25 protein-coding genes are annotated in these 26,543 nt (G+C 31.8%); 12 read left to right on the plus strand and 13 right to left on the minus strand.

The annotated features are described in order from the left end of the window. Nucleotides 1-32: 32 nt before the first annotated feature. The 9 genes from CLV91_RS15110 to CLV91_RS15155 all read right to left on the minus strand — a co-directional run bounded on the left by CLV91_RS15110 (nucleotide 33) and on the right by CLV91_RS15155 (nucleotide 11,619). Nucleotides 33-953 (minus strand): DUF368 domain-containing protein, encoded by a 921-nt coding sequence (locus CLV91_RS15110; protein ID WP_121069070.1) that lies wholly within the window; start codon nucleotides 951-953, stop codon nucleotides 33-35. 13 nt (nucleotides 954-966) lie between these two features. After that, on the minus strand, nucleotides 967-2,364 hold the full coding sequence (locus CLV91_RS15115) for a tetratricopeptide repeat protein (protein WP_121069071.1): 1,398 nt from the start codon (nucleotides 2,362-2,364) through the stop codon (nucleotides 967-969). Nucleotides 2,365-2,461: 97 nt separating this feature from the next. Beyond that, a complete protein-coding gene (locus CLV91_RS15120) occupies nucleotides 2,462-3,643 on the minus strand; it encodes an aspartate aminotransferase family protein (protein ID WP_121069072.1) in 1,182 nt (393 codons plus the stop codon). 75 nt (nucleotides 3,644-3,718) lie between these two features. Further along, nucleotides 3,719-5,395 carry an OstA-like protein gene (locus CLV91_RS15125; RefSeq protein WP_245987201.1) on the minus strand — a complete coding sequence of 559 codons (1,677 nt, stop codon included), beginning with the start codon at nucleotides 5,393-5,395 and terminating at the stop codon, nucleotides 3,719-3,721. Nucleotides 5,396-5,526: 131 nt separating this feature from the next. Further along, nucleotides 5,527-6,798, minus strand: coding sequence for an adenylosuccinate synthase (locus CLV91_RS15135; RefSeq protein WP_121069074.1), 1,272 nt, complete (start codon nucleotides 6,796-6,798; stop codon nucleotides 5,527-5,529). 12 nt (nucleotides 6,799-6,810) lie between these two features. After that, complete coding sequence (locus CLV91_RS15140; RefSeq protein ID WP_121069075.1) at nucleotides 6,811-7,266, minus strand: Fur family transcriptional regulator; 456 nt, start codon at nucleotides 7,264-7,266, stop codon at nucleotides 6,811-6,813. Nucleotides 7,267-7,319: 53 nt separating this feature from the next. Continuing rightward, nucleotides 7,320-9,524 carry a RelA/SpoT family protein gene (locus tag CLV91_RS15145; RefSeq protein ID WP_121069076.1) on the minus strand — a complete coding sequence of 735 codons (2,205 nt, stop codon included), beginning with the start codon at nucleotides 9,522-9,524 and terminating at the stop codon, nucleotides 7,320-7,322. A 44-nt stretch (nucleotides 9,525-9,568) separates the two neighbouring features. Then, on the minus strand, nucleotides 9,569-10,801 hold the full coding sequence (locus CLV91_RS15150; RefSeq protein ID WP_121069077.1) for a M48 family metallopeptidase: 1,233 nt from the start codon (nucleotides 10,799-10,801) through the stop codon (nucleotides 9,569-9,571). A gap of 17 nt (nucleotides 10,802-10,818) precedes the next feature. Continuing rightward, nucleotides 10,819-11,619, minus strand: a complete 801-nt coding sequence (locus CLV91_RS15155) for a TrmH family RNA methyltransferase (protein WP_121069078.1) — start codon at nucleotides 11,617-11,619, stop codon at nucleotides 10,819-10,821. A gap of 58 nt (nucleotides 11,620-11,677) precedes the next feature. On the opposite strand from CLV91_RS15155, the gene CLV91_RS15160 reads away from it, so the two are divergent. From CLV91_RS15160 to CLV91_RS15210, 11 genes are all read left to right on the plus strand, one after another. Then, complete coding sequence (locus tag CLV91_RS15160; RefSeq protein ID WP_121069079.1) at nucleotides 11,678-12,484, plus strand: DUF6503 family protein; 807 nt, start codon at nucleotides 11,678-11,680, stop codon at nucleotides 12,482-12,484. A gap of 120 nt (nucleotides 12,485-12,604) precedes the next feature. Continuing rightward, nucleotides 12,605-13,066 carry a (2Fe-2S)-binding protein gene (locus CLV91_RS15165; RefSeq protein WP_121069080.1) on the plus strand — a complete coding sequence of 154 codons (462 nt, stop codon included), beginning with the start codon at nucleotides 12,605-12,607 and terminating at the stop codon, nucleotides 13,064-13,066. A 20-nt stretch (nucleotides 13,067-13,086) separates the two neighbouring features. After that, nucleotides 13,087-15,303 carry a xanthine dehydrogenase family protein molybdopterin-binding subunit gene (locus tag CLV91_RS15170; RefSeq protein ID WP_121069081.1) on the plus strand — a complete coding sequence of 739 codons (2,217 nt, stop codon included), beginning with the start codon at nucleotides 13,087-13,089 and terminating at the stop codon, nucleotides 15,301-15,303. 15 nt (nucleotides 15,304-15,318) lie between these two features. Next, on the plus strand, nucleotides 15,319-15,558 hold the full coding sequence (gene moaD, locus CLV91_RS15175; RefSeq protein WP_121069082.1) for a molybdopterin converting factor subunit 1: 240 nt from the start codon (nucleotides 15,319-15,321) through the stop codon (nucleotides 15,556-15,558). After that, nucleotides 15,558-15,977, plus strand: coding sequence for a molybdenum cofactor biosynthesis protein MoaE (locus tag CLV91_RS15180; protein WP_121069083.1), 420 nt, complete (start codon nucleotides 15,558-15,560; stop codon nucleotides 15,975-15,977). The genes moaD and CLV91_RS15180 overlap by 1 nt, the downstream gene beginning before the upstream one ends. A gap of 2 nt (nucleotides 15,978-15,979) precedes the next feature. Then, nucleotides 15,980-16,963: a GTP 3',8-cyclase MoaA gene (gene moaA / locus CLV91_RS15185; protein WP_121069084.1), complete on the plus strand. Its 984-nt coding sequence runs from the start codon at nucleotides 15,980-15,982 to the stop codon at nucleotides 16,961-16,963. Next, a complete protein-coding gene (gene moaC / locus CLV91_RS15190) occupies nucleotides 16,963-17,436 on the plus strand; it encodes a cyclic pyranopterin monophosphate synthase MoaC (protein ID WP_121069085.1) in 474 nt (157 codons plus the stop codon). The genes moaA and moaC overlap by 1 nt, the downstream gene beginning before the upstream one ends. Then, nucleotides 17,420-18,022 carry an NTP transferase domain-containing protein gene (locus CLV91_RS15195; protein WP_121069086.1) on the plus strand — a complete coding sequence of 201 codons (603 nt, stop codon included), beginning with the start codon at nucleotides 17,420-17,422 and terminating at the stop codon, nucleotides 18,020-18,022. The genes moaC and CLV91_RS15195 overlap by 17 nt, the downstream gene beginning before the upstream one ends. Continuing rightward, the gene (locus CLV91_RS15200) at nucleotides 18,019-19,092 is read left to right on the plus strand and encodes a HesA/MoeB/ThiF family protein (protein ID WP_121069087.1); all 1,074 of its coding nucleotides are present in this window, start codon (nucleotides 18,019-18,021) and stop codon (nucleotides 19,090-19,092) included. Before CLV91_RS15195 ends, CLV91_RS15200 begins: the two co-directional genes overlap by 4 nt. A gap of 14 nt (nucleotides 19,093-19,106) precedes the next feature. Continuing rightward, nucleotides 19,107-20,297: a molybdopterin molybdotransferase MoeA gene (locus CLV91_RS15205; protein WP_121069088.1), complete on the plus strand. Its 1,191-nt coding sequence runs from the start codon at nucleotides 19,107-19,109 to the stop codon at nucleotides 20,295-20,297. 167 nt (nucleotides 20,298-20,464) lie between these two features. Beyond that, entirely contained in the window at nucleotides 20,465-21,007 is a 543-nt protein-coding gene (locus tag CLV91_RS15210) for an NUMOD4 domain-containing protein (RefSeq protein WP_121069089.1), read from the plus strand. Between the two features lie 12 nt (nucleotides 21,008-21,019). Here the strand turns inward: CLV91_RS15210 and CLV91_RS15215 are convergent, their stop codons facing one another. Continuing rightward, nucleotides 21,020-22,087 (minus strand): DUF3810 domain-containing protein, encoded by a 1,068-nt coding sequence (locus tag CLV91_RS15215; protein WP_121069090.1) that lies wholly within the window; start codon nucleotides 22,085-22,087, stop codon nucleotides 21,020-21,022. Between the two features lie 111 nt (nucleotides 22,088-22,198). On the opposite strand from CLV91_RS15215, the gene CLV91_RS15220 reads away from it, so the two are divergent. After that, complete coding sequence (locus tag CLV91_RS15220; protein WP_121069091.1) at nucleotides 22,199-23,659, plus strand: aminoacyl-histidine dipeptidase; 1,461 nt, start codon at nucleotides 22,199-22,201, stop codon at nucleotides 23,657-23,659. Nucleotides 23,660-23,711: 52 nt separating this feature from the next. Here the strand turns inward: CLV91_RS15220 and CLV91_RS15225 are convergent, their stop codons facing one another. Genes CLV91_RS15225 through CLV91_RS15235 form a run of 3 tightly spaced genes read right to left on the minus strand, consistent with a single transcriptional unit; the run spans nucleotide 23,712 to nucleotide 26,387 of the window. Continuing rightward, entirely contained in the window at nucleotides 23,712-24,818 is a 1,107-nt protein-coding gene (locus tag CLV91_RS15225; protein ID WP_170146768.1) for a peptidylprolyl isomerase, read from the minus strand. Nucleotides 24,819-24,834: 16 nt separating this feature from the next. Next, nucleotides 24,835-25,374, minus strand: a complete 540-nt coding sequence (gene gldI, locus CLV91_RS15230) for a gliding motility-associated peptidyl-prolyl isomerase GldI (protein WP_121069092.1) — start codon at nucleotides 25,372-25,374, stop codon at nucleotides 24,835-24,837. Next, nucleotides 25,371-26,387, minus strand: a complete 1,017-nt coding sequence (locus CLV91_RS15235) for a DHH family phosphoesterase (RefSeq protein ID WP_121069093.1) — start codon at nucleotides 26,385-26,387, stop codon at nucleotides 25,371-25,373. The genes gldI and CLV91_RS15235 overlap by 4 nt, the downstream gene beginning before the upstream one ends. Nucleotides 26,388-26,543 lie beyond the last annotated feature (156 nt).

Here is a 26,543-nt window from a genome sequence, read left to right on the forward strand (position 1 = left end):
GTTTGCCTTGAGGTAGTTTGCTAAAGCAGCGTTTATTTTTTATTTGCTACTTTTTCCATGATAAAAATAAGAGAAAAACCTAGGATAGCAAGTAGTATAGCAAATATTATTTTTGGATCTCCATCAAAAGAAAAAGGAGATATACTTTGTTCATTTATAGGTATTACTTTATCGTCAAAAACTTTGGTTTCTAAAACTTTTTTCCAAGGCCATATTTTATTTAACGAACCAACAATAAATCCTGTTAGTAATGCTAGAGTAGTATTTTTGTAATTAGCAAACATCCATTTTAATAATTTTGCAAAGCTTAGTAAGCCAAATATAGCACCTAGACCTACTGTGATTACAATTTTTATGTTTCGTTCATGTACTGCTTCAAGTATAGTCTTATAAGATCCTAGCAATACGAGTATAAAAGCTCCAGATATTCCTGGTAAAATCATAGCGCAAACTGCAAGAGCTCCAGATAAAAATAGAAATGGTAAACTTTCTACATTTTCATTAGGAGGGAGTGTTGTAATGTAATAAGCAATAACGGCACCAAATATAAGCGCAATAATTGCGATAGCATTCCACTTTTCTATTTCCTTGCCTACAAAGAAAATACTTGCAGATACTAACCCAAAAAAGAAAGACCATAATAAAATAGGTTCGTTTTCTAATAGCCAACTTACAATTGTTGCTAATGAGAATAGGCTAATAAATATGCCTAAAAATAGTGCAGCAAGAAAATTGCCATTTGCTTTCTCCCAAAAGGGTTTTAGCCCATCATTTTTTAAAGTTGTAAAAAGAGATGGTCTTATATTATTTATTGAGTTTATTAGTTCTTCATAAATACCAGAAATAAAAGCAATTGTTCCGCCAGATACTCCAGGGACTACATCTGCAGCTCCCATTGCTATTCCTTTAAGCGTGATAAATAGGTATTGGATTGGGGTTCTTTTTTCTGTCATTCGTATATGATAGTTACATTTTTTTCTTAATAGAATTTACTATTTCTTGCGTCCATTGTGTTTCGCTATATTCTGGAAACTGTTCTTTAAAAACGGAAAAAGACTTAAAGTTTTGCTTTAGAGCGTCAATAAGCGTAATTCTTGCATTTATTAAATCATTTGCTAGTAAATATAAACCCGGAATTTTATAATTTATTTCAGGACTATCTGGATAAAATTGTTTTCCTTGTGCTAATATTTGTAATGCAGCAGGAATATCTTCATTATACGTTGCAATAGTAGACCAGTTTAACCACGTCTCTAGTTCGTAATTTCCTAAGTCTACCGCTTGTTTATAGGCAAAATCTGCTTGGTCATAATTTTCTAGCTCCGTATTTATTTTAGCGCATTTTTTCCAGTAAATTGGGCTTTCGCCATCTATGTTTAGGGCTTTGTTAATATAGTATAGCGCTTTATTGTAGTTTTTTCTGTTCATATAAAAACGGGTTATTGCTAACCAGCCTTTATCTAAAAGAGGGTCTTCATGAACGGTTTGGTAATAATAATACTTAGCCATGTCATAATCTTCTAGTTTTTCGTAACATTTTCCAATGCGCAAAAAAGCATGAGATGTTGGGTCTTCTATTTTTATAGTAGTTTCATAATTTTCTATTGCTTCTTTGTATTTTCCAAGTTTTTCTAAAACTTTTCCTTTTTCAAAATAAGCGCCAATAAAACTATCATCAGATATTATTGCAAAATCAAAAGCAGCAAGAGCTTCTTTATACATTTTTTCTGCATAGTATTGTTTTCCTAATTGATGCCATGCAACTTCGCAATACGGGTTTCTATCTAAATAATCATTTAAGTAAAGAATAGCTCCTTCATAATCTTCTAGAAATTCAAAACAATATATTACATTGTAGAGAGAAGAATAATCTTGCTCATCAAAGGAGACACATTTCATGAAATTTTCTTTAGCTTTTTTAAAGTCGTCCATGAAAAGGTATTCCATTCCTAAAAGGGAGTGAATATCAAAAGTGTTGTCGGATAATTCTAATGCCTTTTTTAAAAGCTGTATTGCACCTTGATGATTATCTTTTTTAGAAAAAATATTTGCTCTTTGAATATAGATTTCTTCGTTACTATTATCTAATAGCTGCAGTTTATCTAAATGCTGTTCTGCTTCTTCAAAATTATTTTCAAACACCATAACTTCCACATCTAATAGTTTTAGTTCTATAGAATCTGGATGTTGTTTTAAACTTATTTTAATGGCTTTTTTAGCTAAAGAAATTTTTCCGTTGTTTAGGTAATGATGAATGATATCTTCAAAATCTTCTGAGTCAAAGAAATAAACATCATCTGTCTTTAACATGGATTCAAACTTCGCTATAGGCTTGTTAGGCCTTTCGTTAGATTCTAATGCCATAGGAACATTTTTGTTTGTGTATAGAATTAAAAGTACGCTATTGCTAGTACTTTATCTTCCTTATTACAGCTATATTATTAACAAATTAGTTAACAAATTATTGCAGATGTGTATCCAGAATAGAAAGAATTATAGCGCATCCAAGCTCTATTTCAGTTGTTGAAATGGTTAGGGGAGGAGAAATTCTAATTGCTTTAGGTTCAAACAACAACCAAAAAAGTATTAGCTTTTGTTTGGCAGCTTCTATTATTATTTTGGTGGCTAATTCTTCATTTTCTACAAGTATAGCGAGCATTAAGCCTTTTCCTCTTACTTCTTTTATAAGTGGGTGAATTAGTAATTTTTTTAATAAAATTTCTTTTTCTACAGCTTGTTGTATTAGGTTTGTTTTTTTTAGTTCTGATAAGGTAGCCAAACTAGCAGCAGCAATAACTGGGTTTCCGCCAAAAGTGGTAATATGCCCTAATTTGGGCTTGTCTTTTAAAGCATCCATTATTTTTTTAGATGCTACAAAAGCACCAACTGGCATTCCAGATGCCATTCCTTTTCCTATTACTAAGATATCTGGAGTGCAATTGTAATGTTCAAAAGAAAACCATTTTCCTGTTCTGCCAAATCCTGGCTGAATTTCATCTAAAATTAAAAGAGCACCAACTTCTATACAACGTTCTTTTACTTTTCTTAAATACTCTTTTATGGGGACAATAAAACCTGCACCACCTTGAATGGTTTCTAGTATTACCGCGGCGGTTTTGGTAGTAATTTTTGTTATATCTGGAAAAGAATTAAAAGAAATATAATCAATATCTGGTATAAGAGGTCTAAAAGGAGCTTTGCGTTCTTCTAATCCCATTAAGCTTAAGCTTCCCATAGTATTGCCATGATATGCATTTTTTGCAGCAATTATTTGGGAGCGACCAGTAAATTTTCGTGCTAATTTAAGAGCGCCTTCTACTGCTTCGGTACCAGAATTTACCAGATATGTGGAATTTAAGGTTTTAGGTAGAATTGAAGCTAGTTCTTTTGCATATTTAACTGCTGGTTCTTGGATATATTCTCCATATACCATAACATGCATATACTTTGCTATTTGTTTTTGGATAGCATCTACAACAGTGGGGTGGCAATGCCCTAAAGTACAAGCAGAAACACCCGCAACAAAATCTAAATGTGCGTTGTTTTCGGAATCATAAATAAATGAGCCTTTTGCATGAGATATTTCTAGAGCTAGTGGGTGAGGAGAGGTTTGTGCTTGGTATTTTAAAAAATCATCTTTCATAGTATAATACGATAATAAAGTTGGCTTTTAGCTTTTAGCTCTTAGCCTTTGGCTTTTTTTAAAATCAACAACTTTTTACTCTATTTGCACTTTAGCTTTTTTAGGCTTGGTAGCTTTGTTATTAGTATTATTTGAAGTGCTTTTGTTAACTGGGTCTCCTTCGTTTTTACTTCGTTCTTCTTCTTCGGCATCAATGTCTATAGGGTTGCTTATACCTCTTATAACTACTAGTTCTATGTTGTTATCATCTTCATCAAAGATATCTTCTTTGGTTAGTATCCTTTCATCTCCTCTCCAGATAAAACCTTTTAGTTTTCTACTGTTTTCTGGTAATTCTGTTTCCGGAAATATGGTTCCATCAGGATTTGTTTTAAAAACTAAATCTTCTACGTCATTATTGGCCATTGTAATGCGTATTTCGCTACAAATAGTTTTGTTAATTCCAATAAGCTCGTCATCGTCATTGTACATGTAGTATATGACTTCAGTATTTTTAATTAAATCAATTATTTTAAGCTCATTTTCTTCAAACTTACCAAATAAATCTTTCCCTTTTGCTTGGTTAAAACCTGTTTTTCCTATAGTATCTTGCGAAATAATAAAAGCATTATTTAAAACCTTTAAGGAGTCTAGTTTTTCTGTTTTTAGATTAGATATTAAATGAATACTATCTCCTGTCATCTGGTTTTCACCATTCCAGAGTATTGGATTTCTTATAAGTTGCGTAATTCCTGTTTTTTGTTCAGAATGTATAGAATCGCACTTACCACTTAAATCTTTCTTGTAAAATTTAGCATTTCTAAATGCTCTTAAAATACGTTCTTCCGGTTTTCCAGTTATCATTAGGGTGTCTCCATGCATGTATAAGGAGTCTTTTTCCATAACACTTATAGAAACGGCTCTTTTTGTAGCAAAAAGAGAATCTTTTGCTTTGTAAACCTCTGCATAATGAGCTCTTATTAAACCATTATTTATAGTATCTGTTACTACTATATTATTAGTGGCAGATGCAAATTCTTTAGCTTTGTTAAAGTAAACGCTATCTCCTTGAATAATACGATCATTATAGTCTATCCTTGTATTTTTTATGCCATAACCGCTTTCTATTTTTGTGTCATAAAAACCACGCTCGCAATATATTTTATAGGACTTTCCTATGATGGTAGATGGACCATACATGTACGCATTTTTAGAAGAAGTATAATAATCTAATTGTTCAGAATCTAAGGTGTATTCTGGGTTTTGTACATGAACACTATCTAAAAATTGATATTTTTTAGTTTCCATAAAGTACTTTCCAATTTCACTTGTTAGTGTATTGGCAGAATCTACAACAGTACCAAAGTCTTGGTAAAAAGCTTCTTGCTTTTCACGGTCTAAACGTAGCGTATCTGTTTTTAGGGTCATGTCTGTATTTTCTAATACAACACTTTCATAGGCTTTTGCAAGTTTTATATTGCCATCATATTCAATTTTTCCACTAGTCATTTTTACAGAGTCTCCTTGCTGTAAACGTATATTTCCTATAGCTTTTAATCTGTTTTCATGCTGATAAAAAATAGCAATATCGCACCATAAATCTGCTCCTTGATGCTCAAATTGTACTTGCTTTTCATCTTTACTAAAAATAGAAGCTCCAGGATATTTTACTTCATTTTTTGTAAAATTGGCGCCATAAACAATATTAATTTGATTGCTTTCTTCTGTGTTAGTGTCTTGTGACCATATTACAGTAGAAATTAGTAGAAACAGTATAGTGTAGTATTTTTTTTGCAATGCAATTTTTTTTCAAAAATAGGATTTTTTAAAAGAGTGTTACCACCTTTAGGATACATTTAATACAGTATGTAAAAAAAAGAGCCATTTTTTAAATGGCTCTTTTTTTATCTGTGTATTGTTTGTGTTCTGTCTGGACCTACAGAAACTATTTTAATTGGCACTTCCAATTCTTTTTCTAAATAGTTTATATAGTTATTTAACGCTTCCGGAAACTCTTCTGGGCTTCTCATTTTTGTTAAATCTTTATCCCAACCATCCATTTCTGTGTAAATAGGGGTAACGTTTTCTGGTTCTATATTATAAGGTAAATGTGTAATAGTTTCTCCTTTGTACTTGTATGCTGTACAAACTTTTAATTTAGGAAAACCACTAAGAACATCTCCTTTCATCATCATTAGTTCAGTAACGCCATTCACTCGTACTGCATATTTTAGAGCTACTAGATCTAACCATCCGCAACGTCTTGGTCTTCCTGTTGTAGCGCCAAATTCATTACCAACTCTTCCCATAGTTTCTCCATCGGCATCAAATAATTCCGTTGGGAAAGGGCCGCTACCTACACGTGTAGTATATGCTTTGAAAATTCCAAATACACCACCAATTTGGTTTGGAGCAACACCTAAACCAGTACAGGCACCTGCTGCAGTAGTATTAGAAGATGTTACAAATGGGTAGGTTCCAAAATCAATATCTAATAAAGAACCTTGCGCACCTTCTGCAAGTATTTTTTTACCTCCTTTTTGCGCTTGGTATAAGTACTCTTCGCTATCTATGAAAGTTAATTGTTTTAATTCTTCTACAGCTTCAAAAAATGCAGTTTCTAATTCAGGTAAATCGTACTGAATATCTACATTGTAAAAACCAATCATGGCTTCATGCTTATCGGCTAGGGTACGATATTTTTCTTTCCAATCCGATAATTCTAAATCACCAATACGCATTCCGTTTCTACCGGTTTTGTCCATGTATGTTGGACCAATACCTTTTAATGTAGAACCAATTTTTGCTTTTCCTTTAGAAGCTTCCGAAGCAGCATCTAATAGTCTATGCGTAGGTAAAATTAAGTGTGCTTTTCTAGAAATTAATAATTTAGATTTAAAATCTATATTAAATTTCCCTAGAGCATCTAATTCTTTTTTAAATATAACAGGGTCTATAACAACACCATTACCAACAACATTCATAGCTGTTTTATGAAAAATACCAGAAGGAATTGTGTGTAAAACGTGTTTAATTCCGTCAAATTCTAAAGTGTGTCCTGCGTTTGGACCTCCTTGGAATCTTGCTATGATATCATAGTCCTTGGTTAGTACATCAACGATTTTTCCTTTTCCTTCGTCTCCCCATTGAAGCCCTAACAATAAATCTACTGCCATTTAAGTAATTAGTTAATTGGTTTTATTATTTGTTTTATTTTTTGTTCCGTAAAAATATAAGGAGTGGTTGTTAATTTTAATATCAAAAACCTCTTCTATTGTTTTTTTTATAGATTGAATACGAGGGTCGCAAAACTCCATAACCTCGCCAGTATCTGTTAAAATCACATGGTCGTGCTGTCTGTCAAAATAAGATTTTTCGTATTGTGCCTGGTTTTTCCCAAATTGATGCTTACGTACCAATTTACAATCCATAAGAAGTTCTATGGTATTGTATAATGTAGCTCTACTTACACGATAGTTTTTGTTTTTCATGTTAATGTAGAGAGATTCTATATCAAAATGGTCTTCACTATCGTATATTTCTTGAAGAATAGCGTAACGTTCGGGTGTTTTTCTATGACCATTTTCTTCTAAGAAAGTGGTGAAAACGTTTTTTACAATGTCTTGATTCTTGTTCTGAGCCATACTCTTTTACAGCATTAATTTACAAATGTACAGCTAAATTTTGATACATTCTTCTATAGTCTTGTTACTTTATGAATGCCATTAATTTGTTTTAGGTTTCCTATTAATTTTTTAAGGATAGCTATATTTTTTACAACTACAGTAATTTTTCCTTTAAAAGTGCCGCCATCTGTACTAAAACTTAAATGTTTAATATTAACATGCATATTTTTAGATATCATCTCTGTAATTTGACTTACAAGGCCTAAGTTGTCTATACCTGTAAGCATAATGTCCGATTTAAATTCTTCTTGAGAAGAGTCTATCCACTTTGCACTTATTATTCTATAGGCATAGTTAGATTGTAGTGAAATAGCATTTGGACAGTTTTTTTTATGCACTTTTATACCGTCAGATACGCTAACGAAACCAAATACGGGGTCTCCAGGAATTGGGTTACAACATTGTGATAAGGTGTAATCTAGTTTTTCTTCTTCTTTCCCAAAAACTAATACATCATATTTACTTGTTATTTCCTCTTTATCTACATTTTCTGGAGCAGGATTTCTTCTAATTTTATTTTTAAAGAAACTTATAAAGGCATTGCTATAGGAAGAAGCAAAATCTTTAATCATTTGGTTGTCTATAGAGCCTATTCCTATTCTATAAAACAAATCTAAACTTGTTTTTAGCTTAAAAAAGGTAACCATTTTGTTTATAGTGTCTTCATTAAGAGTAATTTTTTGCGATTTTAATTTTCTGCGTAAAATTTCTTTACCCTCCAGTGCCATGGTTTTTTTCTCTTCTCTTAAGGAAGATTTAATTTTGGCTCTTGCTCTTGCCGTTGTGGCATAATCTAACCAGTTTTGATTAGGTTTTGCTTGTTCTGAAGTTATAATTTCTACTTGATCTCCACTATTTAGAGTAGTATTTAAAGGTATAAGTTTTCCATTTACTTTTGCCCCACGAGTTCGCATACCAACTTGGGTGTGTATACTAAAAGCAAAATCTAAAGGAGTGGCTCCTTTAGGTAAAGACTTTAATTCTCCTTTTGGGGTAAAAACAAATATTTCTTTAGAGTATAAGTTTAGTTTAAATTCTTCAACAAAATCTACAGCATTAGTATTTGCATTTTCTAAAGCTTCCTGTAAACGATTTAACCAAACTTCTATCCCTTGTTCTTTTTGGTCTCCATGTTTATATTTAAAGTGTGCAGCATATCCTTTTTCTGCAATTTCATGCATTCGCTCACTTCTAATTTGCACCTCTACCCAACGTCTTTTTGGCCCCATTACCGTTATATGTAGCGCTTCGTAACCTGTAGATTTTGGGGAAGAAATCCAGTCTCGTAAACGTACTGGGTTAGGAGTAAAGTGGTCTGTTACTATGGAGTATATTTTCCATGCTAAAAACTTTTCATTTGCTCGATCCGATTTATAAATTATTCGGATTGCAAACTTGTCATATATTTCATCAAAAACAACATTCTGAACCTTCATTTTCTTACGAATAGAAAAGATAGATTTCATTCGTCCTTTTATGATGTAGTTTAGTCCTTCTTTCTTTAATGAAGTGTCAATTACTTCAGAGAAAGCATCAATATATGCTAGATTATCTTCTTTTGAATCTTCTATTTCACTTTTAATATCTCTATACACATTAGGCTCTGTGTATTTAAGACTTAAATCTTCTAGTTCTGTTTTAATATTGTAGAGGCCAATTCTATGTGCTAATGGCGCATAAATATAAAGGGTTTCTGAAGCTATTTTAACTTGCTTATGCTCTGGCATGGAATCCATAGTAAGCATGTTGTGGTAACGGTCTGCAATTTTAATAATAATAACTCTTACATCATCATTGAGAGTTAATAGCATTTTTCTAAAGTTCTCCGCTTGTTGGGAGATATTCATGTCCTTTTTTAGATGTGCAATTTTTGTTAACCCATCTACAATACGTGCAACGGTTTCTCCAAACATGCGGTCTATATCATCTAGCGTATATTCCGTATCTTCAACCACATCGTGCAATAAGGCAGATGCTATAGAAACAGCATCTAAACCAATTTCTGATGCAACAATTTTTGCAACTGCTATAGGATGAAAAATATAAGCTTCGCCAGATTTTCTGCGTTGGTCCTTATGAGCATCTACAGCAATTTCAAAAGCAGAACGTATTAGCTTCTTATCATCATCAGATAATGTTTGGTAGCTAATACGAAGCAACTCTTTATACTGCTTTGCAATTTGTTTATTCTCTTTTTCTATTTCTACATCCGTCATACTACATTAAATTTAATACATTCTTTATTGGTATACAACAAAAACTATTCCTTTAAATTGCGTATTCTTTTAATTAATGGAGGGTGAGAGTAGTGCATAAAAACATATGCTGGATGTGGGGTAAGATTACTTAAGCTATTTTCTGAAAGTTTTTTTAAACTACTAATTAGTGGAGTTGCTGCATAAGTGTTTTTAGCATAATTATCTGCTTGGTATTCAAATTTTCTAGATATACTATTAATTACTAATCCTGTTACTTCTGAAATAGGACTATATAATATGCCAAAACTTATTAGTGCTGCATGGAAACTTGGTTTTAAAACGCCAATAGCTAAAGATATTTCTGGATTATTAACAAATAAAGAAAGAATAAAAAGCATAAAACCAGTAAGTGCTATAGAGGAAACTAAATTAAAAATTATATGCTTTCTTTTGTAGTGACCAACTTCATGTGCTAAAACAGCTACAATCTCCTCTTCTTCTAAATCGTTCACTAAAGTATCATATAATGTTACTCTTTTTTCTTTTCCAAATCCAGAAAAATAAGCATTTGCTTTTGTGGATCTTTTGGATCCATCTATTATATAAATATTGTTTAAAGCAAACCCTACTTTATGAGCATAAGCTTCTATCTTGTTCTTTAATGTTCCTTCTTCTATTGGGTGTTGTTTATTAAATAAAGGAACTATTAATTTACTGTAAAAGAGATTCATGAATATTGTAAATAGTGTTATTAATACCCATGCATAAATCCAAAAATTGGTATTTGCCCATTGAAAAAACCATATTATTAGTGATAAAACTCCCCCGCCAACAATAGCCATCATTACCCAACTTTTTATTTTGTCTAGAAAAAACAGAGCGCGTGTAGATTTGTTAAAGCCAAATTTTTCTTCAATGGTAAAGGTTTGGTAATAGGAAAAAGGAGTAGTAATAATATCACTTCCAATTAAAATAATTCCAAAAAACAGTAGTGCTTGTATAATTACATTACTGGTAATGGAACTTACTAATTGGTCTACAAAGTTAAATCCTCCAAATAGTAAAAACCCTATGGTTAGAAATAAAGAAAATGTAGCGGTTAGTAGCCCAAAACGATAGTTGGTTTTTTTATACTCTTGCGACTTTTTGTAAGCCTCGTCGTCATAAACATCTTGCAGTTCTTCTGGAATAGCATCGTTATATTTTTTTGCATTTAAATAATCTAAAATTGTTTCTAGGATAAACTGAAAAAATAAGATTCCTAATATTATATAATGTAAAATAGTGCTATCCATTGTAATAAGTTCTGTTCTTAAGATGTTAGACGTTGTCTTTTTGCTTCAAAAATTAGTATAGAAGCAGATACGGATACGTTCATAGAGTCTATTTCGCCCTCCATAGGTATAATTATATTTTTTTTAGAAGCATTTAACCAAGTGTCAGTTAATCCTGTAGCTTCTGTACCTACAGCAATTGCAGTAGCTTTTGTATAATCCACATTTGTATAATTAACAGATGCGGTTAATGCCGCACAATAAATGTCTATTTTTTTGGTATTTAAAAAAGAAATAATTTCACTAGTATTAGCCATGGCAATAGGCACAGTAAAAACACAGCCTACGCTAGAACGTATAATATTGGGGTTGTACAAATCTGTTTTAGGGTTAGCAATTAAAACAGCATCTAAATTTGCAGCATCTGCAGTGCGTAATAAAGCGCCAATGTTTCCTGGTTTTTCAGGGGCTTCTGCTATAAGAATTAAAGGGGTTTTGTTTTTTAGTTTTAAATTTTCTAAAGTATTATTTTTACTTTCAACAAGAGCAACTATACCTTCAGTAGTACCTCTATAAGCTATTTTTTGATATACTTCTTTACTTACAGAAATTACCTCTTTGACAGTATTGTATTTATCTAATGATGCTTCTAGAGATAAAGAGGGTTCAAAAAATAAAGTGGAAATAATATAGCCTCCTTTTAGGGCTAATTCTAATTCTCTTTGACCTTCCACTACAAAAAGTGCTGCTTTTTTGCGTTCTCTAGATTTATCTTTGAGTAGCAATACTTTTTTAATTAAAGAATTTTGAAGACTACTTAAATGTTTAATTTTGCTCATTATTACAAAAATAGTGTAATTCAAACTTTAATAGAACTACTATATTAAAAATCAAAATATGATTAGAAAATCAATTATTGGAGTGTGTTTATCTTTTTTTCTTTTTTCTTGTAAAGAGAATACTAAAAAAGTAGAAAAAGTGAAACAAGAGGAAGTAAAAATAGAAACCTCTAATTTAAATGATTATCCAGATGTTTTTAAGAAAGTTCTTAATGCTCATGGGGGATTAGATGCCTGGAAAGAAAATAGTTTGTTAATTTTTGAAATTGCTAAAGAAGAATATGTTGAAAAACATTCTATAGATTTAAAGCTAAGGAGGGAGAGGGTAGATGCTCCAGATTATTCTTTAGGATTTGATGGAGAAAATATTTGGATGTTAAATGAGAAGAATCTTTTTAAAGGCGACCCTGTCTTTTTTCATAATTTATACTTTTATTTTTTTGCAATGCCATTTGTTATAGCGGATAAGGGAATTGTGTATAGTGAAACAGAAAATTTAGATTTTAATGGGGTCTCTTATCCTGGAATAAAAATTAGTTTTAATACCGGAGTGGGTACTTCTTCTAAGGATAACTATTTTTTGCATTATCACCCAGAAACTAATAAGATGGAATGGTTAGGGTATACGGTAACGTATCGAAGTGGAGAGGTTTCTGAAAACGTAAAGTGGATTCGTTATAATAACTGGCAAACTATTAATAACATAGTGCTTCCAAAATCTATTTCATGGTATAAATACGAAGGAAGGACTTTAATAGAACCAGACCATGTTTTAGAATTTACGAATGCTACTTTAAGCTCAAATAAAATAAAGGAAGACTATTTTAAAATGCCTAATAATGCTCAGGTAGTAAATAAAAAATAAGTTTACGTGTTAACATAATTAAAAGTTAAAAATACATTTATTCTATATTGGTAGTATTTTTTATAATTATTTTTAGAGTATCTTATGTGAGATTTTTTAATAATCCAATCTTTACTAATTATGCCAACATACAATTTAAAAGTTAACGGAGAAAAACAAGTAGTTGAAGCAGAGTCTGATACCCCATTACTATGGGCGCTTAGAGACAATTTAGATTTAGTAGGAACTAAATTTGGTTGTGGAATAGGACAATGTGGAGCATGTACGGTACATATAGATGGTACAGCAACAAGGAGTTGTTTATTACCCGTTTCCGCTTTAGAAGATAAAGAAATAACAACTATAGAAGGACTTTCAGAAAACGGTTCGCATCCAGTGCAACAAGCTTGGAAAGAAGTAGATGTGCCGCAATGTGGTTACTGCCAGGCGGGGCAAATAATGACAGCCTCGGCTTTTTTAGAAACTAACCCTAAACCTACAGAGGAAGAAATTAAAATTGCAATGAATGGTAATATATGCCGTTGCTCTGCATATAATCGTATACAAAGAGCTGTTGCAATTGCTTCAGAAAAAATAGGATAACCTTAAAAAACTAAAAAAAAATGGCAACAGAAAATAATTCTAATTTTAGTAGAAGAGGGTTTTTAAAAGCTTCCTCTTTAGCAAGTGGTGGTTTGTTAATTGGTTTTAACCTTTTTACAGCATGTAAACAAAAGGCAGAAATGCCAATAGATATAAGTAAATTAAATTTCGCAGATTTTAATGCATTTATTAAAATTGCGGAAAATGGTATGGTAACTATTTTTTCTCCAAATCCAGAAATTGGGCAAGGAGTAAAAACATCTATGCCTATGATTATTGCAGAAGAATTAAATGTAGCATGGAAAAATGTAGTTGTAGAGCAAGGTGTTTTAGATACCGAAAATTATACAAGACAAGTTGCTGGTGGTAGTCAATCTATTCGTTTTGGTTGGGATGCTTTACGCCAGACAGGAGCTACAGCTAGACAAATGTTAATTAATGCTGCTGCAGCAAAGTGGGGAGTAAGTGCTTCAGAATGCTCTGCAAAGGAAGGTGTAATTACAAATGCAAAAGGAGAAACTCTTGGGTACGGAGATGTTGTAAAAGAGGCTGCTTTATTAGAAATTCCAGAAAATGTAGCGCTTAAAGAACCAAAAGATTATACTATAATTGGTACAAAGGCTATAAATGTTGATATAGATGAAATTGTTAGTGGCAAACCCCTTTTTGGATTGGATTATAAGGAAGAGGGAATGGTATATGCATCTGTTTTAAGACCTCCAGCTTTTGGACAAGAATTAGAATCTTTTGATGCTACTGCTGCTAAGAATATTAGTGGAGTGGTAGATGTTATTACTATTGGAGAAAAAGCAAGAAATCTTTTAAATAGTGAAAAACCGGGTTGGTCTGTAAAGCTTAGTAGTAGTGATAAAGTAGTAGTTATAGCTAACTCTACATGGGCTGCTATGAAAGGAAAAAAAGCAATAAAAGCAGTTTGGAAAGAAGGAACGCCACTAGAAAGTACAGAGGCTCATGATAAAGAATTGGTAAAGTTACTAGATGGTAAAAAGTTTAGAACTATGCGTTCCGATGGCGATGTAAAAAAAGCTTTTGCGCAGGCAGATAAAGTATTAGAAAGAACTTACGAATCGCCATTTTTGCCACATAATTGTTTGGAACCTATGAATTTCTTTGCAAGTGTAGATGACGCTAAAGTAAGATTAGTGGGGCCAATACAAACACCTGAAGATTTAGCAACAGCAGTTTCTACTATGTTAGATAGAAGCTTGGAAGACATTAGTGTAAAAATGACACGTATGGGAGGTGGTTTTGGAAGAAGACTATATGGGGACTTTGCTATGGAGGTTGCAGAGATAGCAGATGTAATTCGTAAGCCTGTTAAAATGGTTTCTTCTAGAGAAGATGATATGACAACAGGAGTATATAGGCCTGCAATAAAATATAGAATTAAGGCTAGTGTAAAAAATGGAGAAATAACAGGATACCAGCTTAAAGAGGCCGCGGTAAATGGGAATATGTATGGTTTAATTCCTAATTTTTTTCCAGCTGGTGCCATAGAAAATTATCAAGTAGATGTAGCTAGCTTAAAAAGTAATATAACTACTGGTGCATGGCGAGCTCCATACACTAATTTTTTATCCTATGCTGAGCAAAGTTTTTTTGATGAATTAGCAGAAGTGATAGAGAAAGACCCTGTTCAAATGCGATTAGATTTACTACAAAAAGTAAAAGGTACTAAAGATGATAAAATTCAATATTCACCAGAGCGTTTAGAAGGAGTAATAAATTTAGTAGTTGAAAAATCTGGATATAGAACACCAAAAGAAGGCGTTTATCAAGGTTTTTGCGCTTACTATTGTCATAATACTCACGTAGCTGAGGTTGCCGATGTGGTTATGGAGAATAATAAACCTGTAGTAAAAAATGTTACTGTAGCGGTAGATTGTGGTATAGTGGTTAATCCGCTAGGAGCAATAAATCAAATAGAAGGTGGTGTAGTAGATGGTGTTGGACATGCTATGTATGGCGATTTTAAATTTAAAGATGGTATGCCAGATAGTAGTAATTTTGGAACTTATCGTCTTATTCGTAATAGTGAATCTCCTAAAGTGGCAACGTACTTTGTAGAAAATAATTTATCACCTACTGGTTTAGGAGAACCAACTTTGCCTCCTGCAGGAGCTGCTGTTTCTATAGCAATTACTAAAGCAACAGGTAATAGAATATATAAGCAACCATTTACTAAAAATATGGTGGCAAAAGAAATAATTGGGTAATTAAGAGGTGTTAAGATGAATGTTTTGTTTTTTGGAATTACCAGAGATATTGTGGGAACTTCCGAATTGTTAATTTCGGATTTAGTAAATAAACCTACGGTAAATGATTTAAAAGAATATTTAAAGACTAGATATTCCGAATTTTCTAAATTAACATCCTTTGCTGTAGCTGTTAATAACGAATATGCTAAAGATAATGTACCTTTAGAACGGAATGATGAAATTGCAATTATTCCACCAGTAAGCGGAGGATAATGAAGAAATTAAATATACAAATAGTAGATACAATAGATACTTCCAATATATATGCAAAATTATCGCATGCACATAGTGGAGGTATTTGTGTTTTTATAGGTACAGTTAGGGAGTTTACAAATAACGAAGAGGTTATTGCGCTAGAATTTGAAACCTACAAAGCAATGGCTTTAAAAGAAATGCAAAAAATTGCAGATGAGGCTGTTAAAAAATGGAATCTAAACAGTGTAGTTATGGAACATGCTGTTGGTGCAAAAAAAGTAGAAGAGCCAGTGGTTATTGTTGGTGCTTCTGCAGCACATAGACCAGAATGTTTTGAGGCTTGCCGTTATTTAATTGATACCTTAAAGGAACGAGTTCCTATCTGGAAAAAAGAAATGTTTAAAAATAAAGAAGTTTGGGTATCTGCCCATCCATAGTTATGTTAATAGATAATCATAATAGAACCATTAATTATTTGCGTTTAGCGGTAACAGACCGTTGTAATTTAAGATGCAATTATTGTATGCCTTCTGAGGGTATAAATTTTGCACCTAACAATGCCTTATTTACAATAGAAGAATTATCTAAGTTAAGTTCTATTTTGGTTAGTCAAGGTATAGATAAAATTAGAATTACAGGAGGAGAACCATTTGTTCGTAAGGATTTGATGGTCTTGCTGCGGCATCTTTCAAACTTAGAGGGTTTAAAAGATATTTCTATAACTACTAATGCAACAGTCATTGGGCCATACATAAATGAGCTTAAAGAATTAGGAATAAAAAATATTAATGTAAGCTTAGATGCTATTAATAGAGATACTTTTGAGCGTATTACTAGAAGAAAAGAGTACGAAACAGTACATGCAAATATTCTTAAGTTAATTACAGAAGGATTTAATGTTCGTATTAACTTTATAGCACTAGAAGGGCAAAATACACAGGATATACTTCCTATTTTAGAGTTAACTAAAGATTTTGATGTTTGTGTGCGTTTTTTGGAAGAAATGCCATTTAATGGTGGAACAAAATCATTCTCTAAATTAAAGTGGGATTATAAGCACATTTTAGAACATATTAAAGAAGGTTTTCCGGATTATTTTAAATTAGAATCCGAGAAAACATCGACTTCTATTAATTATAAAATACCTGGTTATAAAGGCACTTTTGGCGTAATTCCTTCTTTTAGTAGAACTTTTTGTGGGAGTTGTAATAGATTACGTATTTCTGCCACCGGAGATGTAATTACTTGTTTATATGCAAAAGCTAGCTCTAACTTAAGAGATATTATGAGAGGCGAGAACTCTGAAGAGGGAATTAAAGCCGAAATTCTAAAAGCTGTTGGGAGCAGAGCTAAAACAGGTTTTGAAGCACAAGAAAAATATAAAAATGTTTTTTCTAATTCAATGACATCAATAGGAGGGTAATGAGTACTAAACTTACACATATAGATGAAGCTGGTAATGCCGTAATGGTAGATGTTTCTGATAAAGTAGAATCACCACGTTTAGCTATTGCATCAGGGAAAGTGATTTTTCCAGAAGTAGTTTTTAAAACCTTATCAGAAAATCAATTTTCGGGTAAAAAAGGAAGCATTTTACAAACTGCAATAATAGCAGGAATACAGGCAGTAAAAAAAACATCTGAGTTAATTCCTCTTTGCCATCAAATAAATTTAACTAAAGTACATATAGATATAGAGCCAGGAACTAATGAGTTGTTGGTTAGTTGTACCGTAAAATGTACAGAAAAAACAGGAGTAGAAATGGAAGCTTTAACAGGTGTTTCTGTAGCAGCATTAACTATTTATGATATGTGTAAAGCCTTATCTCAGGATATTGTTATTTCTGAAATTAAATTAGAGAAAAAAACAGGAGGAAAAAATGATTTTGAAAGATAAAATATACGGTTTAGTTCTATCTGGAGGTAAAAGTACCCGAATGGGACAAGATAAAGGATTGCTGTCTTATCATGGAATCCCTCAAAGGGAATATTTATATGAAATGTTAAGTTCTGTTTGCGATAAGACTTTTATGAGTATTCGTAAGGAACAAACATCGGAAATTAGTACAGGTTTTAATGTTATTATAGATAAAGATGAATATAAAGGGCCTTATAATGGGCTTTTATCTGCTTATAAAGAACATCCAGATGTTGCTTGGTTAGTATTGGCTTGTGATTTACCTTTAATGAATGTTACTTCTCTAAAAGAACTAATAGCTTCTAGAAATACAAAAAGGAATCCTTTATCTACGGCTTTTGCATTAAAGGAGAATCCTTTGCCAGAACCATTATGCGCTATTTGGGAGCCAGAAGCACTAAAACAATCTGTTACTTACTTGGAAGCAGGCAATGGTAGTTGTCCACGTAAATATTTAATTAACAGTGATGTGGAATTAGTTTTTCCTACTAATGAACATGTCTTGTTAAATGCAAATTCAGTAGAAGATTATGAAAAAGCGCTGGAGAAAATAGCTGTCTCATGAGTGAGAATAGATACAGTAGGCAAATTCAATTAAAAAGTTTTGGAAAATTAGCGCAAGATAAATTAGCAAATGCTAAAGTTTTGGTAATTGGCGCTGGTGGTTTAGGTGTACCTGTTTTAACATATTTAAACGCCATGGGAGTTGGTGAAATTGGAATTGTAGATAATGATACGGTTTCTATAACCAATTTGCATAGGCAGGTTTTATATGATGAGTCAGATGTAGGGACGCTAAAAGTAACTGTAGCAGCTAGGAAATTAAATGAACAGAATTCCGCCACACAAATTAAAACTTTTGCGACTTTTCTTAATGTTGAAAATGCTCTAAAAATTATTAGAAATTATGACTGCGTTGTAGATGCTTCGGACAATTTCCCAACAAGATACCTTGTAAACGATGCTTGTGTTATCCTAAATAAACCTTTTGTTTATGGTGCTTTGCACGATTTTGAAGGGCAGGTAAGTGTTTTTAATGCAGATGGTAGTCCAACGTATAGGTGTTTGTTCCCAACCATGCCAAAAGAAGATGAGGTTCCAAATTGTAATGATAATGGCGTTTTAGGAATACTGCCAGGAATTATAGGTAACCTTCAAGCTTTAGAAACAGTTAAGTTAATTACCGGTATTGGAGATTTACTCTCAGGGACTTTATTAATTTTTGATGCTTTAGCTCAGCGAACTCAAAAAATAAAATTTCCAGTTGTAGAAGAGAATCTATTAATTAAAGAATTACAGACTAGTTATAGTTTTAGTTGTGAAACAATTCTAGAATCTATTGAAGCTATTGGTTTACAAGATTTGTTAGCCGATAAAAATATACAACTTATTGATGTTAGGACAAATAATGAATATGAAGATGAGCATCTTATTGGGGCTGTAAATATTCCGTTAGATGAAATAGATGACCGATTAAAAGAACTAGATATAGCGTCACCAGTTTATTTTATTTGTCAATCTGGTATACGCAGTAAAAAAGCTTTGCTAGAAGTAAAGAAACAATTTCCAGAAGCTATTTGTATTAATGTAAACGGAGGAATGAATAAATTAAATTCCTTTGCTAACTATGCCTAAATATATTATTACTAATGATAAATTTTGAGGATGCCTTTACTAAGGTATTAGAAAATACTAAAGATTTTGGAGAAGAGACTGTTACATTAAAAAACAGTGTTGGTAGGGTATTAGCCGAAACAATTTATGCAGACCGTGATTTCCCGCCTTTTAATCGTTCAACTAAAGATGGTATTGCACTAAATTATAAATCTATTTTAGAAGGGAAAACGGAGTTAAAAATAGAGGGTATTTGTAGTGCAGGAATTCCGCAGCAAGAATTGAAAGAAGATTATAATTGTTTAGAGATTATGACAGGAGCTGTGTTACCTAAAAACGCAGATACCATTGTAATGTACGAACATGTTAGCATTACTGATGGTGTGGTTACCATAAATCAAATTCCAAAACAAGGAATAAATATTCATGCTCAAGGAACAGATGAAAAAGAAGGAGCTGTTTTATTATCTCCAGGAATACTAATAGATGCGGCTGAGGTTGGAGTTTTAGCAACAGTTGGTAAATCAGAAGTGAACGTTAAAAAAACACCAAAAATAACAGTTATTTCTACAGGAAATGAGCTTGTTCCAGTAGAAGAAAAACCATTACCACATCAAATTAGAAAATCTAATACTCTTTCTATAGAGGCAGCTTTGTACAAAGAGTATATTATTCCGGAACAGTTGCATTTAGCGGATAAAAAAGAAGAAATAAAAAAAAGTCTTTCCGTAGCGCTTAAGAATAATGACGCTCTATTGTTAAGCGGTGGTGTTTCTAAAGGAAAATACGATTTTATTCCAGAAGTTATGGAAGAATTAGGAGTAGAAAAAGTTTTTCATAGAGTGGCACAAAAACCAGGAAAGCCTTTTTGGTTTGGTATTCATAAAGAAACAGAAACTATTATATTTTCTTTCCCTGGAAATCCTGTTTCCACATTTGCTAACTACCATGTGTATTTTTTACCGTGGCTAAAAAAGAGTTTGGGATTACCACAAGATAATTTACAAGTGCAATTACAGGAGGAAATAGAAGCAAAACCTCCCTTAACAAAATTTGTTCAAGTAACTACTTTTTTAGAGAAAGGTTTGTTTTGTGGAAAACTCATAAATGGTAATGGTTCTGGAGATTTAACAACATTATCCAGAGCTAATGGCTTTGTTTGTTTGTCCCCTAGAGAAGATATTTATAAAATAGGGGAGTTAGTACCTTTCATAAAGGTAAAATAAATTATGAACATATCTTTTGTAGGATTACGTATGTTTTTTTACGCAAATAAGCTGATTTATTTTTGTTCTTTGTAAGGAATACCTCAAATAATATTGGTATTGCAAAGAATTTTATATCTTGTTAAAATATATAAAGAAACCATTAACTATCATTGAACCCCCTAAAGATGATAAAAAGCTACAGAAAAGAAAATTGGAAAGAAATTAAGTTTGACGACAAGATTTCTAAAAATGAGAAGTACAAGATTTCAAATTTTGGAAGAATCATTAATTGTAAAGGTACTACCGAGAAATTGGTTAAAGTAACTTATATTAATGGCTACCAGAATTTGCCTTTAAAACAAGAAGTGAATAAAAAATTAACTAGTAGATATGTACATAAGTTAATTGCAGAGCATTTTCTTGAAAAAAATGACGGTCAATATGTTATTCATTTAAACTACGATAAAAAGGATAATAGACTCGAAAACTTAAAATGGGCTACTAAAGAGGAGAAAGAAAAACACCAATTTAGTAATCCAGAATACAAAGAGGCTTCTAAAAGGCGTAGGTATTCAAAACTATCCGAAGCTAAAGTAAGGTTACTCAAGAAAAAAATAAATGATCCTAATAGGCGTACTAGGCTAAAAATGTTAGCGAAGCAATTTGGTATTTCTGAAATGCAGTTGTACAGAATTAAATCTGGTGAGAACTGGGGTTCTGTTGAATAATATTTTATAACGTTACAAATTGTTTTTTTTATGATAGCTAATCATAAGGGATACAACAGCATTATAGCTTTGTATTCCTTTTGTTTGATTGTTTGCTTTTAAAAAACTGTTGTATATAGTTTTAAATATTGGCTCTAGCGGATTTTCGTAAGTATCCCAAAAGTCTGCCATTTGTTTATAATTTTTTCTGACTCCAGGGTTTAATTCATCTAATAACTGCTTAACAAGTTCAGGGTCTTTTTTGTTTATATCATTTAAGCAATAACCTAAAGCATAAGCATATGCAGAATATTTAAAATATATATCAGAATTGCGAACAGTAACTAAATAACCAATAAAATTAGTTTCATTTTCTGCAGAATACCCAATTTGATGCCCAATTTCATGACCTGCAACTACAGGAAATCTAAATTTAGGTAATAATGCATTTACTTGCGCTTCATTAGTAAATGGGTTAAGATAGCCACCATACCCCATATAGGTTAGTCCTGTGCTAAAGAGCGATTTTTTTATGCTTGGTTTTTGGTAAGATAAAAAAGGATATTTTTTATTTAATTGATCGTAACCCTCTAAAGTTTTAGAAAATATTTCTTCTTTAGTGTAAGGGGAAGTTACGGGAGTTGTAGCGTCTTTTGTTATTTGTAATTGTGTGGCGTTAGTTTTGGCAATTAGTTTTTTAGTTAAAACAATAAGTTCTTCCTGCGTGTAATCTTCCTTTAAATGGAACTTTTTAGCAATAGGTTCTCTATAATAATTTAATCCCCATAGTAAATGAAAAGTAAAATAAACTATAGAGAGTATCATTATACAGTTTATAAAAAACACTTTTAAGTTTTTTCGTAAATACTTTCTATTGGTATAAATATATCCTAAACCTATAGCTAGTAAAGAAAAATATATAATATCTCCTATAGAAAAAGGAACCCATCCAAAAAGTGTTCTAAAGAAAGAGGATAGTATTGGGTATAGCCAATTGCTATAATATTTTTCTATAATCTCAGGGTGGCTTCCAAGCCACTTCACAGCAATAATTTGTGGTATTAATAATAAGGCAATGCTTCTATTTAGAGTTAATTTCAAATTATATTGATGTTATAAAATTATGAATACGTAGTGTCCTTTTCAAAATTAGCTAAATTCCTCGTAAGGTTGTTTATCAATCCGTATTTTTGAGTGATTAAAATAAAAAAAATGAGTAAAGAAATAAGAGAATTAGAACCTATAGCTGTTTGGAACAAGTTTGCAGATTTAAATGCAGTTCCAAGGCCTTCTAAAAAAGAAGAACGTGTTATAAATTTTATGCTTGCTTTTGGAGAATCTTTAAATTTAGAAACTCTTAAAGATGAGATTGGTAATGTTATAATTAGAAAACCTGCTTCTAAAGGTTTTGAAAATAAAAAAATGATAACATTACAGTCCCATTTAGATATGGTGCATCAAAAAAACAATGACACTATTTTTAATTTTGATGAACAAGGGATAGAAATGTTTGTTGAGGAAGATTGGGTAAAAGCTAATGGAACTACTTTGGGGGCAGATAATGGGTTAGGAGTTGCTACCATAATGGCATTACTAGAGAGTACAAATATAGAACATCCTGCTTTAGAGGCTTTATTCACGATTGATGAGGAAACGGGAATGACTGGTGCAATGGGTCTTAAAGGAGGTATTTTAAAAGGTGAGATTTTACTAAATTTAGATACCGAAGAAGATGATGAAATAGGTATAGGTTGTGCTGGAGGAGTAGATATAACTGCAAAACGTTCCTATTCTGAAAAGTCTCTTCCAAGGGGAGTGGTTCCTTATAAAATTGTTGTTAACGGTTTGCAAGGTGGGCATAGTGGTATGGATATTCATAAAGGTTTAGGGAATGCTAATAAAATAATGAATAGGGTTTTATATACTTGTAATAAGAATTATAATATAAGAATTTCTGAAATAAATGGTGGTGGTTTACGTAATGCAATACCACGCGAAAGTTCTACTGTTTTAATTGTAGATAAAGCCCATGCAAGTGCATTTGAAAAAGAAATAGAAAACTTAGCAGTTATAATAAAAAAGGAGTTTAAAATAACAGAGCCTAATCTTAATGTTACGTTTACTGTAGTTAAAAAACCTAAAAAAGTTATGGGATTACGTCCTCAAGAAAAACTATTCAATGCTATTTATGCAGCGCATAATGGTGTTTATAGTATGAGTGCTTCAATGCCAAATTTAGTAGAAACCTCTAATAATATTGCTAGAGTAACTGTTAAAAAAGGAGAGGTTGTCATAGCTTGTTTAACACGTTCTTCTGTTAATTCGGCTAAAGATGATTTAACAAACGTGTTAACAGCTACTTTTGAAATGGCTGGTATGGATGTTTCTTTGTCTGGAGATTACCCTGGTTGGAATCCTAACCCGGATTCTGCTATATTAAAAGTTTTGGTAAATAAATATGAAACAATTTTTAAAGAAAAACCAAATGTAGCCGCCTGTCATGCAGGTTTAGAATGTGGTATTCTTGGGCAAAATTATCCAAAAATAGATATGATAAGTTTTGGTCCAACAATTAAAGGAGCGCATTCTCCAGATGAACGAGTAAGTATTTCATCTGTTCAAAAATACTGGAAATTTGTTTTGGAAATTTTAAAAGATAGCCCAGAAAAATAATCATAAAAAAAGGCTTGCACATTGCAAGCCTTTTTTTTGGTTTAATTAAATTTTATTCTGCAATATCAGTGATTTCTAAATCAAAAACTAAATCTGCGTTAGGAGGAATAACAGCTCCTGCACCAGCTTCTCCATATCCTAAGTGTGGCGGTATAAATACACGTATTTTGTCACCAACTTTCATACTTAATAATCCTTCTTTAAATCCAGGGATTAGAGTTGCATCTGGACTATAGTCCATAGGAATTGCTTCATATCCGCGACCCTGTTTTCTCCTATCATCATATTTATTAAATTTTCTAGCAACTTCCTCATAATTACTATCAAATAAATTCCCATTAGATAAGTAGCCAGCATAAAAAACTTTTACTTTTTGTCCAACTTTTGGTTTGTCTCCTGTACCTTCTTTAATTGTATATACTTTTAATCCACTTGGTAATTCTGTTGCTTTTGTTTTCATTTCATTAAGCTCAGCAGCAAATTCACTTTTCATTTTTTCAAAAGCAGCAATTTTTTCTTCTTCACCTTTAAAATAAGAACTCATAACTTCAACGGCATCAAACTTTTTAGCAAGTTTCCCATTTCTTATAATACTAACTTTATTCATGACAATACTATCTAAAGGTCTGTCAGATTGTGTTTTTACTACAGCAATAGAGTCTACTATATCTAAACCTTCTACTACTTCGCCAAAAACAGTATGTCTTCCATTTAAAAAAGGGGTTTCTTTATGTGTTATAAAAAATTGACTACCGTTGGTTGTTGGTCCAGAGTTAGCCATAGATAAGATACCTTTTTTACTGTGCGTTAAAGAGTCATTAAATTCATCTTTAAATTTATATCCTGGGCTACCAGAGCCAGTTCCAGTAGGATCGCCACCTTGAATCATAAAGTCTTTTATAACTCTATGGAAAATAATACCGTCATAATATTTTTTTCCTTTAAATTCTTCGCTAACAAATGGACTTGTTCCTTCTGCTAAAGATATAAAGTTAGCAACAGTAACTGGAGTTTTTTCTTGTTCTAATTTTACAATTATATCTCCTTTAGTGGTTTCTATATTTGCAAATAATCCATCTCCTAATTCTGCATGTTTTCCAGATTTACAACTTGCTATTGCAAGAGTTATAACTATAAATGCATATACTTTTTTAATCATAATATTAATTTTAAATCTATTGGTTTTCTTTTTTAATTTTTAAAATGGAAATAGTTGCTTTTATAGGAAGGTTAATTCCAATTTTTTTATTGTCTCCGTGATAGCCATACGCTAAAGATGAAGGATATAAGAATGTTGCAGTTTCATTTTCTTTTAATAATTTAACACTATGTCTAAGTCCTGGAAATAGTTCTTGTAAATCTACTTTGTAATTAATAGTATCTATTTCTTTGTAAGAGTAAATAGTGTCATTGTTTACATTTAAAATGGTATAGGTCATGGTAACTAAGTCTTTTGGTTTAGCAGTATAGTTACTTTCATTATTTTTGGATGTATAAAAATACCAAGAACCTACATCGCTATGTATGTATTTGTTAATAGTATCTTTTTCAATAATATCTTTAAAGAGTTCTTCTTCTTCTTTTAAAAGTCTTTTGTTTCTAGCAACGGATTCTTTGATAATATTTCCTGAACTTTTTTTAACTGCTCTTCTTGGTTCTGGTCCTTTGCAACTTACAATAGCTAATAGGAATATAATTAGTGAGATGTTTTTCATGCGGTTAGTTCTTCTTTATAATTCTCTAATAAACTTACAAAATACCGCGTGGTAGCTTCAATAGAGTCATCACTTTTGCCTCCAGCAGCATTAGTATGGCCACCACCACTAAAATGCTTTCTAGAAAATTCATTCACAGAAAAATCTCCAATAGAACGTAATGATATTTTTAAAATACCTTCTTCTTTATTTTCAATAAATATGACAGCAAATTTTATTCCTTCTAAAGTTAAACCGTAGTTTACAAATCCTTCAGTGTCTCCTTTTTGATAGTTGTAAGTGTCTAACTCTTCTTGACTTAAGGTAATATAAACGGTATTAAATTCTCTTAAAATAACCATGTTTTTAAGAGCACAGCCTAATAGGTGCAGTCTGCTGGGTGTGTTAGCGTTATAGATTTTATGATGAATCTCGGCATTTTTAGCACCTTTTTTAATTAAGTCGGCAACAACTTCATGTGTTCTACTGGTAGTAGATGCAAATCTAAAAGAGCCAGTATCCGTCATTATTCCAGTATAAAGACAATTAGCAATTTTGGTATCAATCTTACTAACATCTCCCAGAAATTCAATTAAGTTGTACACCATCTCACAAGTAGAGCTCATACTAACATCAGAATACATAATACTAGCATAGTCTGCAGGTTCTTGATGGTGGTCTACCATAACAAAAGTTGCATTTGCTTCTTCTAAAAATGGTTGCATTTGTCCTATTCTTCCTAGATGATTAAAGTCTAAGGTGAAAATTACAGAAGCTTCATTAATACGGTCTTTAGATTGGTAGTTCTCTTTTTCAAAATTTAAAATACTATCATTTCCAGGAATCCATTTTAAAAACTTTGGGTAATCATTAGGCGAAACAATGGTTGCTTTATGCCCTTCATTCTGTAAGTAATGACAAAGGCCTAGAGTGGAGCCAATAGCGTCTCCGTCTGGGTTTTTATGAGGAACAATTACAATTTTTTGGGGTGTAGAAAGTAATGTTTTAAGTGTATTTATGTCCTTTAAATTCATGACGACGAATATACAATTTTATACTATAGTGGTAAATTAGAAAATGCTAATTTTGAGGAAGTTTTAAGATAATATTATACTTTTCTTGCTTGCAAAGTTATTAGCGCTGCCTTATACTATTGTAAAGAATAAGAAATAACTAACTTAATATACATA

This window comes from Maribacter vaceletii (genome assembly GCF_003634105.1).
GTDB classification, from domain to species: domain Bacteria; phylum Bacteroidota; class Bacteroidia; order Flavobacteriales; family Flavobacteriaceae; genus Maribacter_B; species Maribacter_B vaceletii.

Coding starts and splice junctions, on each gene's coding strand:
- CLV91_RS15110 (WP_121069070.1), bottom strand. CDS start 953: ATGACAGAAAAAAGAACCCCAATCCAATACCTATTTATCACGCTTAAA.
- CLV91_RS15115 (WP_121069071.1), bottom strand. CDS start 2,364: ATGGCATTAGAATCTAACGAAAGGCCTAACAAGCCTATAGCGAAGTTT.
- CLV91_RS15120 (WP_121069072.1), bottom strand. CDS start 3,643: ATGAAAGATGATTTTTTAAAATACCAAGCACAAACCTCTCCTCACCCA.
- CLV91_RS15135 (WP_121069074.1), bottom strand. CDS start 6,798: ATGGCAGTAGATTTATTGTTAGGGCTTCAATGGGGAGACGAAGGAAAA.
- CLV91_RS15140 (WP_121069075.1), bottom strand. CDS start 7,266: ATGGCTCAGAACAAGAATCAAGACATTGTAAAAAACGTTTTCACCACT.
- CLV91_RS15145 (WP_121069076.1), bottom strand. CDS start 9,524: ATGACGGATGTAGAAATAGAAAAAGAGAATAAACAAATTGCAAAGCAG.
- CLV91_RS15150 (WP_121069077.1), bottom strand. CDS start 10,801: ATGGATAGCACTATTTTACATTATATAATATTAGGAATCTTATTTTTT.
- CLV91_RS15155 (WP_121069078.1), bottom strand. CDS start 11,619: ATGAGCAAAATTAAACATTTAAGTAGTCTTCAAAATTCTTTAATTAAA.
- CLV91_RS15160 (WP_121069079.1), top strand. CDS start 11,678: ATGATTAGAAAATCAATTATTGGAGTGTGTTTATCTTTTTTTCTTTTT.
- CLV91_RS15165 (WP_121069080.1), top strand. CDS start 12,605: ATGCCAACATACAATTTAAAAGTTAACGGAGAAAAACAAGTAGTTGAA.
- CLV91_RS15170 (WP_121069081.1), top strand. CDS start 13,087: ATGGCAACAGAAAATAATTCTAATTTTAGTAGAAGAGGGTTTTTAAAA.
- moaD (WP_121069082.1), top strand. CDS start 15,319: ATGAATGTTTTGTTTTTTGGAATTACCAGAGATATTGTGGGAACTTCC.
- CLV91_RS15180 (WP_121069083.1), top strand. CDS start 15,558: ATGAAGAAATTAAATATACAAATAGTAGATACAATAGATACTTCCAAT.
- moaA (WP_121069084.1), top strand. CDS start 15,980: ATGTTAATAGATAATCATAATAGAACCATTAATTATTTGCGTTTAGCG.
- moaC (WP_121069085.1), top strand. CDS start 16,963: ATGAGTACTAAACTTACACATATAGATGAAGCTGGTAATGCCGTAATG.
- CLV91_RS15195 (WP_121069086.1), top strand. CDS start 17,420: ATGATTTTGAAAGATAAAATATACGGTTTAGTTCTATCTGGAGGTAAA.
- CLV91_RS15200 (WP_121069087.1), top strand. CDS start 18,019: ATGAGTGAGAATAGATACAGTAGGCAAATTCAATTAAAAAGTTTTGGA.
- CLV91_RS15205 (WP_121069088.1), top strand. CDS start 19,107: ATGATAAATTTTGAGGATGCCTTTACTAAGGTATTAGAAAATACTAAA.
- CLV91_RS15210 (WP_121069089.1), top strand. CDS start 20,465: ATGATAAAAAGCTACAGAAAAGAAAATTGGAAAGAAATTAAGTTTGAC.
- CLV91_RS15220 (WP_121069091.1), top strand. CDS start 22,199: ATGAGTAAAGAAATAAGAGAATTAGAACCTATAGCTGTTTGGAACAAG.
- CLV91_RS15225 (WP_170146768.1), bottom strand. CDS start 24,818: ATGATTAAAAAAGTATATGCATTTATAGTTATAACTCTTGCAATAGCA.
- gldI (WP_121069092.1), bottom strand. CDS start 25,374: ATGAAAAACATCTCACTAATTATATTCCTATTAGCTATTGTAAGTTGC.
- CLV91_RS15235 (WP_121069093.1), bottom strand. CDS start 26,387: ATGAATTTAAAGGACATAAATACACTTAAAACATTACTTTCTACACCC.